This window comes from Massilia cellulosiltytica (assembly GCF_047325105.1).
GTDB classification, from domain to species: Bacteria; Pseudomonadota; Gammaproteobacteria; order Burkholderiales; family Burkholderiaceae_D; genus Telluria; species Telluria orientalis.
Window position 1 is genome coordinate 2993705 of sequence record NZ_CP168562.1, and the last position, 17251, is coordinate 3010955.

Genomic DNA, 17251 nt, shown 5'->3' on the forward strand with positions numbered 1-17251 from the left:
AGAAACATATGAGTTACGCAATTATTGGCTTCGGCAAGATAGGCCACGCACTGGCCAAGGCGTTCGCCCGCAAAGGCATCGAAGTGGCTGTAGCAAGCACCCGCGACCCGCGCAGCTTTGCCGCCGAGGCGGCCGCCATCGGGCCTACGATCATTCCCAAAACCCTGGCGGAAGCCGTCAAGGCGGATATCATCTTCCTGGCTGTCCGGTTCGAGTCGCACCCGGAGGTCGCACAAGCCCTGGCCGACTGGAACGGGAAGACCATCATCGACGTGATGAACACGCAGGCCCCGCTTGAAGAGTTGGACGGTCTCCCGTCCTCCGCTTTTGTCGCGAAGGGGTTTGCCGGGGCCAGACTGGTGAAAGGCTTCAACCACCTGGTCGCTGCAGTGCTCGGCCAGGACCCGTCCGTACACGGTGGCAGGAGGGTCGTCTTCCTGGCCAGTGACGATAGCGACGCCGCATCGGAGGTCGCCGCGCTTGCGGAAAATCTCGGTTTCTCGCCGATCAAGCTCGGTGGACTTTCAGAAGGCGGACTGCTCGTGCATGCGCGCGGGACAAGTTGGGGGCAGTTGATCTTCAAGGACCTCGTCAAGTTCGACTGATCCGATCGACGCGCGGGCGGCGCTGGCAGGTAAGCCGCACTAAGTATTATTCCCGAGTTTGACCCTGAGCGGATGGGCAACTATCATTGTGGAAACTTTCGAGGCTTACGCCGCACTGCCATGTCCGATCCCCGCTCCGACCGCTTCGTCCGCGCCTACCTGAAGACGCGCCACCTCGTCCTGCTCGTCGAATTGGGCCGGCACGGGTCGATCATGCAGGCCGCGCAGGCCGCGAACCTCACGCAGCCGGCGGCCTCGAAACTGCTCGGCGAGCTGGAACACGCGCTGGGCGTCACCTTGTTCGAGCGCCTGCCGCGCGGCGTCGAGCCCACGTGGTACGGCAAGGTGCTCATCCGCCGCGCCGGCGCCTCGCTGGCCGAGATGGATGCCGCGTACCAGGAAGTGATGGAACTGATGTCCGGCCTGCGCGGGCGCGTCGCGGTCGGGGCGATCCTGACGCCGTCGACGACCCTCGTGCCGGCCGCCGTCACCCTGCTCAAGACGCGGCATGCGCGCCTGAACGTGTCGATCGAGGTCGGCAGCAGCAAACAGCTCGTCGAGCGCCTGCGCGCGGGTGACCTCGACATCGTCATCGGCCGCGTCGTGGACGGTTCCATCGCCGACGAATTCCACTTCGAGCCGATCACCGACGAGCCGCACAGCCTGATCGTGCGCGCCGGGCACCCGCTGCTGGGCGCGCGTGGGCTGGACCTGGCCGAACTCGCGCAGCAGGCGTGGATCGTGCCGCCGGCCGGCAGCATGGTGCGCGACCGGATGGCGTCCCTGTTCCTCACGCAAGGCCTGGAGCAGCCCGCGGAGACCGTGTCGACGGCCGAACTGCCCGTCGTGACGACGCTGCTGCTGGGCAGCGACATGGTCGCGCCCATGTCGGTCGAACTCGTCAAGCCCTACCTGGACAGCGGCCTGCTGGCCGTGCTGCCGTACGAACTGAATCTGCGGATGGACGTCTACGGCATCATCACGCGCCGCCATCACCAGTTGTCGCCGGCGGCGGAAGCCATGCTCGGCGCGCTGCGCGAGACGGCCACGCGGCCGAAGCCGACGGCGCGCGTCACGTACATCAAATCGGTGTAAGCTGGCGCGATGGCTTCCTCCGCATCACAGCGCCTGCTCGGCATCGACTGGGGCTCGAGCAACCGCCGCGCCTATCTCGTCGACGCCGCCGGCACCTGTCTCGCCACGCGCGCCGACGACCAGGGCATGCTCGCCGTGCGCCCCGATTTCGCCGGCTCCTTCGCGGCCCTCGTGGCCGAGATGGGCGTCGATCCGGCTATTCCCGCCGTCGCCTCCGGCATGGTCGGCAGCGCCCAGGGCTGGCGCGAAGTGCCTTATCTCGACATCGGCGTGCCGCTGGACGCGCTGCCCGACCACGTGGTCCGCGTCGACGACCCGCGCGCCGGCCGTCCGTGCTTCATCGTGCCCGGCTACGTGCAGCGCGGCGAGCACGTCGACGTCATGCGCGGCGAAGAGACACAGTTGCTGGGCGCCGTGGCGCTGGGCCGGCGCGACGGCTGGTTCGTCCTGCCCGGCACGCACAGCAAGTGGGTGCAGCTGGCGGACGGCGTCATCCGGCGCATCGCCACGTTCATGACGGGCGAACTGTTCGCGATGGTGTCCGCGCACGGCACGCTGGCGCCGCTGATGGCGGGCGCGCATGACGACGACAGCGCATTCGTCGCCGGCCTGGATGCGGCCCGCCGCGGCGCGCCGCTGTCGAACGCGCTGTTCGGCGTGCGTGCACGCGTCGTCTCCGGCGCCATGCCGGCCGCGCAGGCGCGCTCGTTCGTCAGCGGCCTGCTCGTCGGGACGGAATTCGTCGCCGCGGTCGGGCTGACGGGTGGGGGCGTGCCGCCGACCTGCATCGGATCGTCCGTGCTGCGGGCCCGCTACGCGCGCGCGGCCGTCCATTTCGGCACCACGCTGGCCGGCCTCGATCCGGACCGCGTGTATTGCGCCGCACTGGCGCGCTTCCTCGACCGGATTCCCTCATGAATTTTGCCTTGCCCCTCGTTGCAATCCTCCGCGGCGTCGATCCGGCCGACGCTGGCGCCGTCGGCCGCGTCCTGTTCGACGCCGGCTGGCGCCTGCTCGAAGTGCCGCTGAACCGGCCGGGCGCGCTCGACGCCATCCGCATCCTCGTCGAGATGGCCCCGCCGGACGCCATCGTGGGCGGCGGGACGATGCTGAGCGTGGCGGACGTCGACGCCGTCGCGCAGGCGGGCGGCCGCCTGTTCGTGTCCCCGAACTGCAATCCCGCCGTCATCGCGCACGCGCGCGCGGCCGGCATGCTGTGCGCGCCCGGCATCGCGACGCCGACGGAAGCTTTCGCCGCGCTGGATGCGGGCGCCCATGCGTTGAAGCTGTTCCCGGCCGAATCGATCGGCCCGGCCGGGCTGAAGGCGATGAAATCGGTCCTGCCGGCCGATACGCCGTTGTGGCCCGTGGGCGGCGTCACGCCCGAACAGATCCCGGCGTGGAAGGCGGCCGGCGCGACGGGCGCGGGCATCGGCAGCCAGTTGTTCACGCCCGGCGTGACGCCGGACGACTTGGCCGCGCGTGCGCGGGCGTTCGTCGGGGCCTGGCGCGGGTGAGCACCTGGGCGGAACCTAGCCGCCGCCAACGGCCCGTGGGCGCAAGTTCATCTCAGGTACCGGAGTAAGTCGTATGCTTGCTCGATCGCACGGTCGGTCGCGGTTGCCCTTTGTTCCAGGGTGAGAGCGCGGCTCTCCAAAGGGAGCTCGTCGGATCTGAACCGGGTCACCGTAGCGATCAGCACGGGAAACCGGGGCGGCGGCGCTTCACCCGCAAGGTCGTAAAAGTGTGGCGGCGCTGGCTTCATCGCATCGTTGAGATAGTGAAGCGGAAGTGAATGGCGCGCATGGAACGGTAAATGGTCGAAATCTCCGAGGGCCAGTTGACGCGCGTGCTGGGCAATCGTTCCCCGGACCGTATCGAGCGCCTCGAATACGTCCAATCCGATCGGGCTTCGATGTTGGGCGAGGAAACCCAGCCCAAGCGGATTGACGTCGCGCTTCTGCTTGCCGCCCCATGTCCACTTCGCCATGATGCTGTCCACGGTCAGCGGCGCTGCCCCGGGCGCGGTCGGCCCTGCGATGGGGTAGCCCAGCAACGTGCCCATCAGCCCATCCCAGCCGCCAGGATTGGACGGCGCCGGCTTGAATTCGCGCCCTGCGCCCTTTGCGCCATCGACAAGATCTTCCAGTAACTTGCCTAGGAGTCCGCGCGGCAGAAGCTAAAAGACGTCGTTTCATGGGCGCGCTTGTTGATGTCGGCGACTGACGCGCAATCGGCGGTGCCTGATCGGTACGATAACGGCGGCGACCAGGCGGTTTCGAGGGTGTTTCCTGGCTCAGGTGGCTAGCAGGTTTCCCATACGGCGTAAATTCAAGGCGGCGCAGACGAGCTTCCACTCGGCTGCGGCCTTGCGCAACCCACGCATGCTGAAATTGCGAAAGCCCATCACGTGCTTGATCCAGGCATTGGGCGCTTCGACGATGGCTTTACGCCGCCGATAAGCGTCCCTGGCCTGTGGCGTGCGCATCTTGGCACGCATGGCTGTCGTGTAGGGATTGGTCCGGGTGTCCAGTTGAGCGCAGTCTTTACCCTCGCGTCCAAGCGCCACGTACAGGTCGGTCGGATGGGCTGCCAACTGGGCAAATGTCGACTCGGCCCGATATCCCGCGTCGGCCAGGGCAACGTTCGGCACCTGACCGGTCATGGCTTCGACGGCGGTCAGCATCGGCCCCAGGTTGCCGGCATCCGATCCGCAATTGGTCAGTTCAGCCGCGACGATGATCTGGGCGTGCGCATCGACAGCCGTCTGGCCGTTGTAGCACTGGTCGAAGCCACCGCCGGCGCGCTTCATGATGCGGCTGTCCGGGTCGGTGAAGTTCTCCTGCGCCGAGTCCTCCGGCACGCCGAAGTCGCGCTTGTAGCGGTTTCCGTTCTTGTTTTTTGGCTTGCCATCCTTGTCGCGCGGAATGCGGTCGTCATCCTCGCTACGCCCCTTGGCGCGGTCGGCCTCGCGCTGGCGCGCTTCGAGACGTTCCCGCGCCGCCTGGATCACTTTGAGCCGGTCTTCGCGCCGTTCAATCTCGGCCGGCAGGTCCAGTTCCGGTTCGTCCCGCTCAGCCACGTCGGTCTGCCGGGCGCGCTCCATCAACTGCGCGATCTGCTCCTTCAACTCGGCTTGGGCATCGACCATCCGCCGATAACTCATCGCCTTGTGCCGCGACGCCGAGGCTTTGACCTTGGTGCCGTCGATCGCCACCGTCCCAAGCTTGACCAGGCCGCATTCGCGCGCCAGTCTCACGACCTGGACGAACAGGGCCGACAGCTCATCCAGATGCAAGGCGCGGAAATCGCAAATCGTCCTGTGCCTGGGGAAGTTGCCGGCGCCGAGAACCCGGAACGCGACGTCCTCGTGCAGTTTGCGCGCGATCTTCCGGGACGAGAACACACCGCTCGCGTAGGCGTACAACAGCACCTTCACCATCATCGACGGATGAAACGGCTGATTGCGCGGGCCACCGCCCGCGTAGCGCGCATGAAACGCACTCAGGTCGAGCAGATCGACCGTGTCGTTGATGAAATACGCGAGATGCCCTTCGGGCAGCCACTCCTGCAATGCGGGCGGCAGCAAAAACTGCTGCTGCGGATCGTATGGAAGATAACTGGTCGTCATCCCCAGATTCTATCCGTAGCAGCCCGTCAGTTCCATCTTCTGCCGCGCAGACTCCTAGCGATTCATGGGCCGGGTCCACCGGAGTGCCGGGTATCGGCTCGCCCGCAAGCCAGTGAACCGAGTTCTGATTGGTCTTCCACGTCGTCTTTCCGGAGCCGTGGTCCCACAGGACACCAAATTTTCCGATATCGTGGGCTGCGGCACCGGCGCCATTGGGAGGCACGGCAATCTGGTAGAAGCCGTGGCCTTTCGGCCGTGAGGCGTACCCTGTCTGGAGTTCGAATCGCGGCCATCGATGGAACAGGTAGAACTGCGAATGATCGGTGCCGACCGGGTCCGGACCGTTGACGGGATCGTACGGGAACGTGAGGGGCAGCTGGTCGCCGGAGCGCTTCACCATCAGCAAGCAGGCGGCCCTGCGGGTGACCCTGTGTATTCCATTGCCCGCCGGTTCGGTGACGTAAACGACGAACATCCCATCCGCGAGCTCGCACCTCGGGTTTTCTTGGCCAGCCGTGAACTTCGCATACGGAGAACCGTGCAAGAAAGTCGCCCGGAAATTCACGGCGTTGACGTTCTGGTCGTACAGATTGGGCGACTCGGCATTCAATCGTCGTACGGTCTGCTCCGAGATCAGGTCCCGTACGAAATGCGGCTCGTCCCGCACGCTGCTCCCGCCCGCGCAACGAACGTGAGCGTCAGAAAAAATGCTGTTGTAGGCGTCGGTGCAATTCACGCCCGCGTGTTTAATCAGCGCCATCGATTCACCTTGAAAACAGTTCGGTTCTTGTATGTCCAGGCATTCTGTTGGACACGAATATCCTGCAACCTGAATTTGCGCACCCGCCCATCCGGATCGAACAGGATCCCGAGTTCACGGATCTGCGTGTCCGCTTCCGCGCTGCGGCCGACGAGGGCAGGTGCAAGGGTGGCCATGCTCGAATCCTTGTCACGGCGATGCTCCCGAAGTGTCGACGGCCGGCAGCTTACCGGATCGCGTCACGAAAAGATGCACGCTTTGTCACGGCTGCTAGAATGGATGGTCGATCTTCAATGCGCACGATCATGCCCCGACCCGACCGCCATCCCGCCGCCCAGGTCTTCTGGCGCGACCCCGCCTTGCCGTTCATCGAAGCGCGCCACGTCGCGGACGGTCGCGGCCTGCACTACGGGCGCCACTGGCACGAGACGCATTCGGTCGGCGTCATCACGGGCGGCCGCAGCACCTACGTCAACGGCGCGCATGCGGAGGTGGTGGAGCAGGGCGCCGTCGTCGTCGTCAATCCGGGCGACGTCCACGGCTGCAATCCGGTCGACGCTGCACCGTGGTCCTATGTGATGTTCTACTTCGATCCCGTGTGGCTGGGCCGCGTCCAGGCGCGCGTACGCGGCCTGGCGGATCCCGCGTTCCGCCCGTACGCGCAGGCGGCGTTGCGCGCGCCGCACCTGGTGGCGGCGGGCGTGCGGCTGTTCGCCGTGTTGGCGGATGCGCGCCGCGGCACCGCCGAACGCGAGGCCGCGGTCGTGGATTTCGTCGCGCAACTGGATGGCGAGCTCGCGCCCGGATCGATGCCGGAGGCCGTCGCGCCGAAGGTGGCACGCGTCGCGCGCCACATCGACGCGCATTTCGCGGACGCCCTGCCGCTGCAGGACTTGTGCGAGGCGGCGAACCTGTCCGGCTCCTACCTGATCCGCGCATTCAAGAAGCGCTACGGCGTCGCGCCGCACGAATATCAGACCAACCGCCGTATCCAGTACGCGAAGGCGCGGCTGCGGGCCGGCGCGCCCATCGCCGAGGTCGCGCTCGACACGGGCTTTGCCGACCAGGCCCACTTCCAGCGCGTGTTCAAGCGGATGACCGCCGCCACGCCGGGCCAGTACCGCGACTGACCATCAGGCTGCAGCCAGCCAGACGACGCTCGCCACGAGCATGCCGGCCATCGTCCGGTTGAAGACGCGCACCCGATGCGGCGTGCGCAGGTAGCCCTGCAAACGGCTGCCGGCCCAGGCCCACGCGGCGACCGACAGCCAGCACACGACGAAGTAGATCGCGGCGAACAGCCAGACGGAGGACGCCGCGCCGTCGGACGCATACGTGCCCATGCCCGCCAGCGCGGCCAGCCACGCCTTGGGACTCAGCCATTGGAGGGCGGCGCCCTGCAGCATCGTCGGCCGCGCCGCGGTTTCGCCCGCATCCAGCTCGCCCGCGTCGGCCGCCAGTTTCCACGCCATGTAGAGCAGGAAGACCACGCCGGCCCAGCGCACGACGTCCGTCACCTGCGGCCAGGCGGCGACCACTTCGTGCAGCCCGAGCCCGGCCAGCACGAGCAGCAGGCAGAAGCCGGCGGTGGCGCCGGTGACGTGGGCGAGAGTGGCCGTGAAGCCGTGGCGGGCGCCGCTGCCGAGGGCGACGACGTTGACGGGGCCCGGAGAGATCGAGGTGGCGAGGGCGAAAGCGGCCATCGAAGCGAACATGCTCATCTGCGTTTCCTTTCATGTCGAGGGATGCGGCAGACGATAGCGGCGGCACGCGGGCCGGTATTGAAAAAAATGACCCAACCAATTGCTCAGCAACTTGCGCATTCGGCGCGCCGTGGCGATGGTATGGTGATGCGATGACTTCCTTCGACACGACCCGGCGCCGCCTCCTGAAGGGCCTCGGCGCCGCTTGCGCAGCCGTGTGCGCACCGGCGCTGGCCGCGGACTTCGACGTGCGTACGTTCGGCGCCCGCGGCGACGGCACCACGCTCGACACGGACGCAATCCATGCCGCCATCGCCGCGGCGAGCGCCGCCGGCGGCGGCACGGTGCGTTTCCCGGCCGGCCGCTACCTGAGCTTTTCGATCCGCCTGCAAAGCCGCGTAGCGCTGCATCTCGACGCCGGCAGCGTGATCTTGGCGGCCGATCCGGCCGATGGCCACGGCCGCTACGACCCGGCCGAACCGAACCCGCACGATGCCTACCAGGACTTCGGCCACAGCCACTGGCACAACTCGCTGATCTGGGGCGAGGATCTCGAAGACGTGGCGATCCTGGGCCCGGGCCGCATCTGGGGCCGCGGCCTGACGCGCTCGGGGCCGGGCGCGAACCGGCCGCTCAACGCCGGCGACATGCCGTCCTCGCTCGGCGGCAAGGACCCGATGGGCGAGCGCAGGAAGTCCGGCGCCGTGTTCGGCGCGGAGATGGACGGCAAGGGCAACAAGGCGATCGCGCTGAAGAACTGCCGCAACGTGCTCCTGCGCGATTTCTCGATGCTCAAGTGCGGCCACTTTGCCGTCCTGGCGACGGGCGTGGACAACCTGACGATCGCGAACCTCACCGTCGACACGGAGCGCGACGGCTTCGATATCGACTGCTGCCGGAATGTCCGCATCAGCGACTGCGCGGTCAATACGCCGAACGACGACGCGATCTGCCTGAAGAGTTCTTATGCGTTGGGCCGCGCGCGCTACACGGAGCACGTGACGATCACGGGCTGCCAGGTCTCGGGCTTCGACCTCGGCACGCTGCTGGACGGCACCTACCAGAAGACGCAGCTGAAAGCCCCGGACGAGGAGGGCGTGTGCGGCCGCATCAAGCTGGGGACGGAATCGAACGGCGGCTTCCGCAACATCGTCATCGCGAATTGCGTGTTCGAGCATTGCCGCGGCCTGGCGATCGAAAGCGTCGACGGCGCCGTCATCGAGGACGTCACGGTCGACAATCTCGCCATGCGCGACCTGACGACGGCGCCGCTGTTCATCCGCCTGGGCCGGCGCATGCGCGCGCCCGCGGGCACACGCGTCGGGGCGATCCGGCGGGTTAACATCAGCAACGTGGTCGCGTCGCAGGCGAATGCGCCGTACGCGGCTATCGTGGCCGGCCTGCCGGAAGCGCCCGTCGAGGACGTGCGGCTGTCGAACATCACGATCGTGTACGGCGGCGGGGGCACGGCGGCGGATGCGCGCCGTGTGCCGCCCGAGGTACCGGACCATTATCCGGAACCGAGCATGTTCGGCGTGACGCCGGCCTACGGCCTGTACGTGCGCCATGCACGCAACGTGGAGGTGCATCACGCCGACCTGCGCACGGCGGCGCCGGATGCGCGGCCGCCCATCGTGCTGGACGACGTGAAAGACGAGCGCTTCGACCACGTGCGGCTCGGACGCGCCGCCGGCGTGCCGGCCATACGGCGGGTCAGGCCGGCATCGGTTCCTCCGCGCGGGTGATGCGCCACATGTCCAGGTTCACGCCCTTGCGGTAATCGTGCTGCATCTCGGGCGTCAGCACCTCGAACATCAGGCCATTCTCGAGCCACAGCTCGACGACGTCGAACACGCCGCCGCGCGAGCAGGGCACGGCGCGCCAGCCTTCGCGCCGGCCGATCGCGACGATCTCCTCGACGGAGCGTTCGGTCGCGATGGCCAGGTGGAAGCAGGCGTATGGGCGCGGGGCGGCGTCCGGATGCGGCCGGGCCATCCCGGCGCCGTTCCCCGGCGCCATCGGCAGCGTGTGCGGATAGACCTCGACCATCGACCCGCGCACGTCGCCGGCCATCGCGACCCACGCGCCGGGCCAGGGCGGGAAGCGGAACGACTGGCCGCCCCAGATTTCGGCAATGACGGCGGCGACGCGCTCCGGATCGCGCGCGGGGATGGAAGCGTGAAAGATCATGGTTCTCCTCGGGAAGTGACGGCACGGGCCAAAGTTGCGATGACACGCACGCCAACGCTGCCGAGGTAATCCCCGAGTACCGCCCACGCCGGGACGAAGCCCAGCTGCTGTTCGAGCAGGCACCGTGCGGCGCTGACGACGCAACGCTCGACCGTATCGAGCGTTGCGCCGCGCCGCGGGAGCGGGATGGTTCCTGTGGTTGACGTGTCCATGGCGCGCATCTTGACATTCGCGCCATGGACGGTCACGCCCCACCGGTGGGGGTATCGACTACTTGCCGATCAACACGCGGTAGACCGGCACCACCTTCACGCCCTTCAGCTCGGCCAGCTGCGGCTTGCCGCCGAAGTCCGGACGATGCTCGCGCGGCAGGTAGATCGGCGCATCCGCGCGCAGCGGCAGCACGGTCAAGGTCAGCGGACCCTGGCGTTTCTGCGGCAGGTTACCCAGGTCGAATTGCCAGCGCTGGCCGTTGTAATACCAGTCGTCGACCATGCGCGTGCCGTCGAACAGGCGGGCCACGTCGCCCGTGAAGTCGATGTCGAGCAGCAGGCTGTCCACGTCCTTCGACCGGTTCGCCGCCCCGACGTCGAGCAGCCACGCGGCCGACGCGCCGAATGCTTCCGGATCCGGCTGCACCGCCGCGTTGGCGTTGCCGCCGATGCGGACCTGGCGTGCCGGCTGGGCGTCGCGCAGCGGTTTGACGGCCACCGCCACGGCGCGCGTCGGCAGCGTCGTGTCGAACACCTGGAACAGGCCGTCGCGACCTGCGCTCTTCAGCGTCGTCGATGGATAGACGGCCGCGCGCACGTGCGGCTGGCCCGCGCTGCGCAGTACGAGCCGCCCGCCGTCGAAGTACGCCTGCGCCTCGCTGAGCACGAGCCGGCGCCGGCCCTGGAACGTGCCGATCGCCGCCTGGCGCGCCTGCGCCTGCGACAGCACGAGCACCGTCAGCGGCGTCGCGCCCGGGCAGCGCAGCGTGAACGCCGCATCGAGGCCGGGCCGGATGCCGTCCACGACGACCTGGTTCGCACCCTCGTCGACGTGCGCATGCGGGGCCTGCACGCAACCGCGGGCTTTTTCGCCGAACGCGAATTCGACGGGGACGCCGTCCTGCGCCGCGAACACCCACGTGCCGTCATCGAGCTGCGCGAGCGGCTGCGCGGTCGCATACGTCAGGCGCTGGCCGCGCTCGTCACCCAAGTCGAAATTGACGGGCCAGGCGAAGTACGCGCCGGCCGGCAGGTCGACGGGTCGGCGGGGCAGCGTCACCGTGCCGCCGGGCAGCTTGACCGCGAAGCGGACCTGCTCGCGCGCCGGCGTCGGATACTGGCGGATGTGCCCATCGTAGAACAGGAACGCGGCATCGCCGCGGCTGCGCACGGACCAGCGGGGAGGGCCCAGGTCGGCGGGATCCTTCGGCACCACGTCCGGTTTGCGCACGGTCATCGGCGCCAGGCGCGCGCCGAAGTCGTGCAGGAACCAGTGGAACGGACGCAGGCTGGCCAGCACGTCGCGCTGCTGGCCGTCCGGGCCCAGCGGGGCGTTGAAGTCGTAGTTGATCGCGGGGACGTCGTTGTAGCCACCGCTCTTCGTACTCTCTTCCAGGGTCGTGCCGCCGACGGGATTGCGCCCGCCGTGGAACATGTAGTACCCCATCAGGTTGACGCCGGAGCCCAACTGCACAGGGAGCATCGAGGCGATGTCGTCGCTTGATACGAGCGTGCGGCGGCGGTACATCGCGGGCAGGCCCGCGCCGTATTCCGCGCCGAGGAACGGGGTCTTGTCCATGTCCGTTTCCGCCGTGCCCTGCTGGCTCGCGCGGGTCTGCGCACCGAGGTCGCCGCTGACGCGCGTGTCGAACCGGAACGCGTACGTTTCCTTGGGCGGCAGTTCCTTCGTGCTCGTCGCCCACGGTTCGTCCGGATAGCCGCCGAACACCGGCGTCACTTCGCCCGACGGGTACAAGGTCTGGTCCCAACCTGTGACGGTGTAGTAGGGCACGTCGATGCCCGCCTTCACGGCAAGATCCTTCAGCGTGCGGATGTGCTCCGCGCCGCGGCCCGGGCCGGCCAGGTTGTACTCGTTCTCGATCTGGGCGCCGATGACTGGGCCGCCCTGCTTGTACAGCAGTCCGTCCAGCTGGCGCCCGATCTCGCGATAGTAACGCTCGACGAAGCGCAGGTAGGTCGGATCGTTCCCGCGCGTGGGCATCGCGTCGACCACCCAGTCCGGGAAGCCGCCGTAGCGCACCTCGGCGTGCGACCACGGGCCGACGCGCACGACGACGTCCAGGCCGTGCTTGTGCGCGAGCTGCACGAAGCGGCGCAGGTCGCGGTTGCCGGACCAGTCGAATTTTCCTTCGGCCGCTTCATGGTGGTTCCAGATGATGTAGGTGGCGACGATGTCGATGCCGGCCGATTTCATCTTGGCGAGTTCCGCATCCCAGCCGGCGGCCGGGCTGCGCGTGTAGTGGAACTCGCCCATCACCGGCAGCCAGGGTTTGCCGTCGCGCGTGAGGTACTGGTTGTTGATGCCGAGCGTGTGGCCGCCCGGCGCCGTCGCCGTGCCCAGTTTGACGTAGCCGGTGCGCGGATCGGGTGCCGGCGCGGTCGCGTCGACGGTGAGGAGTTGTTCCGCGCCCGCCATGGCGGGGCCGGCGAAGGCCAGCAGCAGGGCGGCGCGGAGCAGCGTGGGTCGGGTGATCGTCATCATCAGAACTTGTACGAGAGGCCCACGTTGTAGCGGCGGCCGTATTCCATCACGTTCTGCATGTACGCGTTCGCGTTCTGCGTGTAGACCACTTTCTGGTTCGTGATGTTGTCCAGGCCCACGCGCAGTTGCAACTGCGGCGTCAGGTAGTACGAGAAGTTCGCGGTGACGTAGGTCTCCTCGCCGTTTTCCGCCATGTAGCCGGCCGTCCAGCGGGGCATGCGCACGAACGGGCTGTGGTAGTTGGCGGACAGGCGGGCCTCGAAGCCGTTCTTTTCGTACCAGAGCGTGACGCCGCCGTTGTTGCGCATCAGGCCTTCCATCGGGTAGTCATTCGTGTACTCGTGGATGTCGCTCTCGTTGTACGACCAGTTCGCGGCGACGCCCAGGCCGTCGAACGGTGCCGGCAGGCGTGTGAACGCGTGCTGGTACACCAGTTCGAGGCCGCGTACGTAGCCGCCTTCGCCGTTGATGGAGCGGGTGATGACCGCCTGGCGGTTGCCGATGGTCGTCGTGTCGGTCGTGATGCCGATGTAGCTGCCGATCTGCTTGTAGAACAGCGCGGCCGAGAACAGCGAGCCCTTGTCGAAGTACCACTGGTACGCGAGGTCGGCCTGGTTGGCCATCATCGGCAGCAGGCCCGGATTGCCGGCGCTGCCCGTCAGCGGCTGCTGCGAGCCCGGCGTCGTGTCCATCGAGATCTGGCGCGACGCGCGCATCTCGTCCATCGGCGCGCGCGACATGGCGCGGGCCAGCGAGAAGCGCACCTGGTGCTTCTGTTCTTCGTCGAGGCCGAAGATCAGGTTCATGCTCGGCAGGGCCTTCGTGTACGACGCGCCGCCCGACACCGCCGTCGGCGCGGCGCCGTTGACGGACTCCATGCCTTCGCCCGTCTGGCTGGTGTGCAGCACGCGTACGCCCGCATTGCCGCGGTACTTCAGGCCGAACATCTCGCCGTCCAGGTCCGCCTGCGCGTACAGGGCGCTCGTGCGCTCCTTGACGCGCCAGCCGGCCAGCAGGTCGTTCGCGGTCGGCGTGCGGCCGCCCGCATCGAGGGCGCCCGGACCGAACGTGGAGGACACGGTGCCTTCGAAATCGTTCAGCATCAGCGCGGGGAAGTAGCCCGGCACGTTGATGGTCGTGTACGCCGAGGCCGGGATCGCCGCATTGTTCGGCGAGATGTTCCACGTGGTCTGGCGGTAGGACTTCTCGCGGTCGGCGAAGCGCGCGCCGATCTTGAGGCGGCTGACGGGGCCCAGGTCGAGCGGCAGCGCGCCGCTCAGCTGCGCGGAATCGAGGCGGTCGTGCACGTGGCCGTCGTTGTCGATGTATAGCGATGGCGCGCCGAACGTCGCGAGGTTGCCCGTGTCCTGGCTGTACGAATACGATTGCTGCTCGTTGCCGGTGAAGGCCCACGACAGGGTGCCGTTGTTCGCGGTGGTATTGCGCACGTCGGCCCACTGGCTGGCGCGGCTGGCGCGCGACGTCGCGACGTCCGCTTCGACCTTCCAGTCGCCCACGTTGAACTTGCCGTTCAGGCCACCGGCGAAGTTGTCCATGTTCTGGATCCAGCGCGTGCTGTGCGTGGTCAGGCTGACGTCCTTGACGGTCGCGCCGGTGACGTAGCCGTTGCGGATGTCGACGTTCGAGTAATTCCCGGTCTGCCAGCCGTCCCAGTTGCCGACGTCGCCGGTCCAGTGCTGCACGCTCGGTTCGCGGATCTTGTTGCGGGCGAAGTACAGGTCGGCCGTGATCAGGGCATCCGGGCTCGCCTTCCATTCCAGCTTGCCCAGCACGCTGCTGCGTTCATTGGTGCCGCTCTTCAGTTCATCCTCGAAGCCCCACGGCGTCTTGTCGACCTTGCCGTCGCCATTCAGGTCGGCCGAATGGTCTTCGTTGAAGCCCCAGTGGTTCTTGCGTTCCTCGATCGATGGCTGCTTCTGGTAGCTGAACGCGACGGCCGCGCCTACGCTCCGGTTCGCGAACTGGTCGATCCAGATGCCGCCCAGGCGCGGGCGCACGGTCTGCGCGTCGACGTCCTTCGCCAGCGGGTAGTACAGCGCGTCGGCCTTCAGCGACGCCTGGCGGCCGTTGTACTTCAGCGGCTGCACGGTCTGCAGGTCGATGGTCGTCGCGACGCCGCCTTCGACCAGGTCGGCGTTCTGCGTCTTGTAGACGATGGCGCCCGAGAGCGACTCGGACGGGAACTGCTCGAAGCGCACGGCGCGGTTCGGCTCGGACGAAGCGAGTTCGCGGCCGTTCAGCGTGGCGCCGATGAAGCGTTCGCCCATGCCGCGCGCGACGATCTGGCTCGCGTTGCCGCGATCGAGACCGGCGGCGAGGCCCGGCAGGCGCGCCAGCGATTCGGCGATGGTGGTGTCGGGCAGTTTGCCGATGTCTTCGGAGGCGACGACTTCGACCATGCTGTTGGAGTTCTCCTTGACGGAGAGGGCGCTGCGCACGGACGCGCGGATGCCGGACACGACGACCTGCTGCACGGCGGTGTCGCCGCCGGCGGGCGGTTCGGCCGGTGCGGCTTGCTGGGCGAGGGCGGGGATTGCGGGGAGGGCCAACAATGGGAAGAGCGAGCGTACGAGTACGCTCAGGGTTTTCTGCTGCATGTAATCTCCTTGCTTTTGTCGTTTAGACTTATGTGTTGTTGTCGACTTTGTTGGTGCGTCGAGCGAACCAATCAAGCGACTGACCGGCATTCTGTCGCGTTGCAAGGAGCACAACCATTGTGTTTTTCACCAGCGTATATACGAAGTTGATATACCCTGGTGAAAAACATAAAAAAAAAGGACAGCCTGGGGGGCTGTCCTTTGCTAGCCCGTAGGCTGCCTCGTCATCATGTGGACGTGATTACCACCACATGCCGTAGATGGTGGCCAGCACCACGCAGATGACGGCCGAGCCCAGGGCAAACGCGCCATCGACCTTGAACAGCTTGGTGTCGACGATCAGTCCCTTCACCTTGCCGCGGGCGAACACGGTGCTGAGCAGGACCATGCCGGCGACGACCAGCCAGAACACGATGAACATGCGGTCCAGGAACGGGATCTCGTAGACACCGCTGCCGTTGTCGTGGGCGAAGCCGATCGGGGCGAGGAAGGACAGGTCCATCATCCCCGGCAGGAACTTCAGGATGATCGAGAACACGAGACCGCCCACGGTCGCGAACATCGCGGCGCTGGACGTGGTCTTTTTCCAGAAGAAGCCCAGCAGGAACATGGCCAGGATGCCCGGCGAGACGAAGCCCGTGTATTCCTGGATGTACTGGAAGCCGCCTTTCTTGTCGATGCCCATCAGCGGGGCGATCACGACGGCCAGCAGCATCGACACGACGACGGTCATGCGGCCGATCCACACCATCTTCTGCTCGGTGACGTTCGGGTGGAGGCGCTTCTGATAGATGTCCAGCGTGAAGATCGTGGCGATCGAGTTGGCCTTGCCGGCCAGCGACGCGACGACGGCCGCGGTCAGCGCCGCGAACGCGATGCCTTTCAGGCCCGACGGCAGCAGTGCCAGCAGGGTGGGGTAGGCGCGGTCCGGATTCAGTTCGCCGCCGACGCGCATCGCATCGCCCAGCGCGCCGGAGCGGTCCAGCGCGAACGCGGCGATACCCGGCATGACGACGATGACCGGCATCAGCAGTTTCAGAAACGCGGCGAACAGCAGGCCTTTGCGGGCGGTCGGCAGGTCGGCGCCCAGCGCGCGCTGCGTGATGTACTGGTTGCAGCCCCAGTAGTTCAGGTTCACGATCCACATGCCGCCGATCAGCGTGGACAGGCCCGGCAGGTCCATGTAGTTCGGGTTGTCGCGGCCCAGCACCATCTCGAAGTGGTCGCGGGTCGAGTTGTACAGGGTCGAGAAGCCTTGCAGCGCGCCGTGGCCGTTGCCGAGTTTGGCGACGAGGTCCAGCGCCAGCCACGTGGTCACGAGGCCGCCGATCACGAGGCAGGTCACCTGGATGACGTCCGTGTAGCCGATGACCTTCATGCCGCCCAGGGTGATGATGGCGGCGAAGACGGCGAGGAACAGCATGCAGGGCAGCACGCCGATGCCGGTGACGCTGCCGATGGCCAGCGCGCCCAGGTACAGGATCGAGGTCAGGTTGACGACGACGTACAGGCCGAGCCAGAACAGCGCCATCGTCGTGGCGACGGCCTTGCCGTAGCGCTGTTCGAGGAACTGGGGCATCGTGTAGATGTGGTTCTTCAGGTAGACCGGCATGAAGAACACGGCGACGATGACGAGCGTGGCGGCGGCCATCAGTTCGTACACGGCGATGGCCATGCCGATGCGGAAGCCCGAACCGCTCATGCCGATGAACTGCTCGGCGGAGATGTTGGACGCGATCAGCGAGGCGCCGATGGCCCACCAGGTGAGCGAGCCTTCGGCCAGGAAGTAGTCGTGCGAGGCGGAGGTGTTGGCGCTCTTCTTGCGGCGGTAGACCCACAGGCCGTAGCCGGCGACGACGACGAAGTAGAACAGGAAGACAATGGTGTCGAGGCGGGAAATCAGATTCATAGGTTTGTCTCGGTTGTGATTCGCG

General features: G+C 67.1%; 14 protein-coding genes. 6 read left to right on the forward strand and 8 right to left on the reverse strand.

Annotated elements, in window-relative coordinates; all coding sequences use genetic code 11:
- The first annotated feature begins 8 nt into the window (after positions 1-8).
- From ACEN9H_RS13115 to ACEN9H_RS13130, 4 genes are all read left to right on the forward strand, one after another.
- Positions 9-605: an NADPH-dependent F420 reductase gene (locus tag ACEN9H_RS13115; RefSeq protein WP_413675107.1), complete on the forward strand. Its 597-nt coding sequence runs from the start codon at positions 9-11 to the stop codon at positions 603-605.
- Positions 606-725: 120 nt separating this feature from the next.
- Positions 726-1700, forward strand: coding sequence for a LysR substrate-binding domain-containing protein (locus tag ACEN9H_RS13120; RefSeq protein WP_056129803.1), 975 nt, complete (start codon positions 726-728; stop codon positions 1698-1700).
- Positions 1701-1709: 9 nt separating this feature from the next.
- Entirely contained in the window at positions 1710-2618 is a 909-nt protein-coding gene (locus ACEN9H_RS13125; RefSeq protein WP_413675108.1) for a 2-dehydro-3-deoxygalactonokinase, read from the forward strand.
- Positions 2615-3217 carry a 2-dehydro-3-deoxy-6-phosphogalactonate aldolase gene (locus tag ACEN9H_RS13130; protein ID WP_413675109.1) on the forward strand — a complete coding sequence of 201 codons (603 nt, stop codon included), beginning with the start codon at positions 2615-2617 and terminating at the stop codon, positions 3215-3217. Before ACEN9H_RS13125 ends, ACEN9H_RS13130 begins: the two co-directional genes overlap by 4 nt.
- 47 nt (positions 3218-3264) lie before the next feature.
- Here ACEN9H_RS13130 and ACEN9H_RS13135 read toward each other — a convergent pair whose 3' ends face one another.
- The 3 genes from ACEN9H_RS13135 to ACEN9H_RS13145 all read right to left on the reverse strand — a co-directional run bounded on the left by ACEN9H_RS13135 (position 3265) and on the right by ACEN9H_RS13145 (position 6267).
- The gene (locus tag ACEN9H_RS13135; protein ID WP_413675110.1) at positions 3265-3765 is read right to left on the reverse strand and encodes a hypothetical protein; all 501 of its coding nucleotides are present in this window, start codon (positions 3763-3765) and stop codon (positions 3265-3267) included.
- A gap of 231 nt (positions 3766-3996) precedes the next feature.
- Positions 3997-5331, reverse strand: a complete 1335-nt coding sequence (locus tag ACEN9H_RS13140; RefSeq protein WP_413672294.1) for an IS1182 family transposase — start codon at positions 5329-5331, stop codon at positions 3997-3999.
- A gap of 750 nt (positions 5332-6081) precedes the next feature.
- Positions 6082-6267: a hypothetical protein gene (locus ACEN9H_RS13145; protein WP_413675111.1), complete on the reverse strand. Its 186-nt coding sequence runs from the start codon at positions 6265-6267 to the stop codon at positions 6082-6084.
- Positions 6268-6396: 129 nt separating this feature from the next.
- On the opposite strand from ACEN9H_RS13145, the gene ACEN9H_RS13150 reads away from it, so the two are divergent.
- Positions 6397-7221, forward strand: coding sequence for an AraC family transcriptional regulator (locus ACEN9H_RS13150; RefSeq protein WP_413675112.1), 825 nt, complete (start codon positions 6397-6399; stop codon positions 7219-7221).
- Positions 7222-7224: 3 nt separating this feature from the next.
- On the opposite strand, the gene ACEN9H_RS13155 is transcribed toward ACEN9H_RS13150, so the two are convergent.
- Positions 7225-7812: a LysE family translocator gene (locus tag ACEN9H_RS13155; protein ID WP_413675113.1), complete on the reverse strand. Its 588-nt coding sequence runs from the start codon at positions 7810-7812 to the stop codon at positions 7225-7227.
- A 134-nt stretch (positions 7813-7946) separates the two neighbouring features.
- Between ACEN9H_RS13155 and ACEN9H_RS13160 the strand changes: the two genes are divergently transcribed.
- On the forward strand, positions 7947-9539 hold the full coding sequence (locus ACEN9H_RS13160) for a glycoside hydrolase family 28 protein (protein WP_413675114.1): 1593 nt from the start codon (positions 7947-7949) through the stop codon (positions 9537-9539).
- Here the strand turns inward: ACEN9H_RS13160 and ACEN9H_RS13165 are convergent.
- The 4 genes from ACEN9H_RS13165 to ACEN9H_RS13180 form a co-directional block, all read right to left on the reverse strand.
- Entirely contained in the window at positions 9508-9984 is a 477-nt protein-coding gene (locus ACEN9H_RS13165; RefSeq protein WP_371769179.1) for a hypothetical protein, read from the reverse strand. The two genes, ACEN9H_RS13160 and ACEN9H_RS13165, sit on opposite strands and share 32 nt — an antisense overlap.
- 270 nt (positions 9985-10254) lie before the next feature.
- Positions 10255-12699 carry a beta-galactosidase gene (locus ACEN9H_RS13170; RefSeq protein WP_413675115.1) on the reverse strand — a complete coding sequence of 815 codons (2445 nt, stop codon included), beginning with the start codon at positions 12697-12699 and terminating at the stop codon, positions 10255-10257.
- The gene (locus tag ACEN9H_RS13175) at positions 12699-15317 is read right to left on the reverse strand and encodes a TonB-dependent receptor (RefSeq protein WP_413675116.1); all 2619 of its coding nucleotides are present in this window, start codon (positions 15315-15317) and stop codon (positions 12699-12701) included. Before ACEN9H_RS13175 ends, ACEN9H_RS13170 begins: the two co-directional genes overlap by 1 nt.
- A 241-nt stretch (positions 15318-15558) precedes the next feature.
- Complete coding sequence (locus ACEN9H_RS13180) at positions 15559-17226, reverse strand: sodium:solute symporter family transporter (RefSeq protein ID WP_413675117.1); 1668 nt, start codon at positions 17224-17226, stop codon at positions 15559-15561.
- Positions 17227-17251 lie beyond the last annotated feature (25 nt).

Coding starts and splice junctions, on each gene's coding strand:
- ACEN9H_RS13115 (WP_413675107.1), top strand. CDS start 9: ATGAGTTACGCAATTATTGGCTTCGGCAAGATAGGCCACGCACTGGCC.
- ACEN9H_RS13120 (WP_056129803.1), top strand. CDS start 726: ATGTCCGATCCCCGCTCCGACCGCTTCGTCCGCGCCTACCTGAAGACG.
- ACEN9H_RS13125 (WP_413675108.1), top strand. CDS start 1,710: ATGGCTTCCTCCGCATCACAGCGCCTGCTCGGCATCGACTGGGGCTCG.
- ACEN9H_RS13130 (WP_413675109.1), top strand. CDS start 2,615: ATGAATTTTGCCTTGCCCCTCGTTGCAATCCTCCGCGGCGTCGATCCG.
- ACEN9H_RS13135 (WP_413675110.1), bottom strand. CDS start 3,765: ATGGGCACGTTGCTGGGCTACCCCATCGCAGGGCCGACCGCGCCCGGG.
- ACEN9H_RS13140 (WP_413672294.1), bottom strand. CDS start 5,331: ATGACGACCAGTTATCTTCCATACGATCCGCAGCAGCAGTTTTTGCTG.
- ACEN9H_RS13145 (WP_413675111.1), bottom strand. CDS start 6,267: ATGGCCACCCTTGCACCTGCCCTCGTCGGCCGCAGCGCGGAAGCGGAC.
- ACEN9H_RS13150 (WP_413675112.1), top strand. CDS start 6,397: ATGCCCCGACCCGACCGCCATCCCGCCGCCCAGGTCTTCTGGCGCGAC.
- ACEN9H_RS13155 (WP_413675113.1), bottom strand. CDS start 7,812: ATGAGCATGTTCGCTTCGATGGCCGCTTTCGCCCTCGCCACCTCGATC.
- ACEN9H_RS13160 (WP_413675114.1), top strand. CDS start 7,947: ATGACTTCCTTCGACACGACCCGGCGCCGCCTCCTGAAGGGCCTCGGC.
- ACEN9H_RS13165 (WP_371769179.1), bottom strand. CDS start 9,984: ATGATCTTTCACGCTTCCATCCCCGCGCGCGATCCGGAGCGCGTCGCC.
- ACEN9H_RS13170 (WP_413675115.1), bottom strand. CDS start 12,699: ATGATGACGATCACCCGACCCACGCTGCTCCGCGCCGCCCTGCTGCTG.
- ACEN9H_RS13175 (WP_413675116.1), bottom strand. CDS start 15,317: ATGCAGCAGAAAACCCTGAGCGTACTCGTACGCTCGCTCTTCCCATTG.
- ACEN9H_RS13180 (WP_413675117.1), bottom strand. CDS start 17,226: ATGAATCTGATTTCCCGCCTCGACACCATTGTCTTCCTGTTCTACTTC.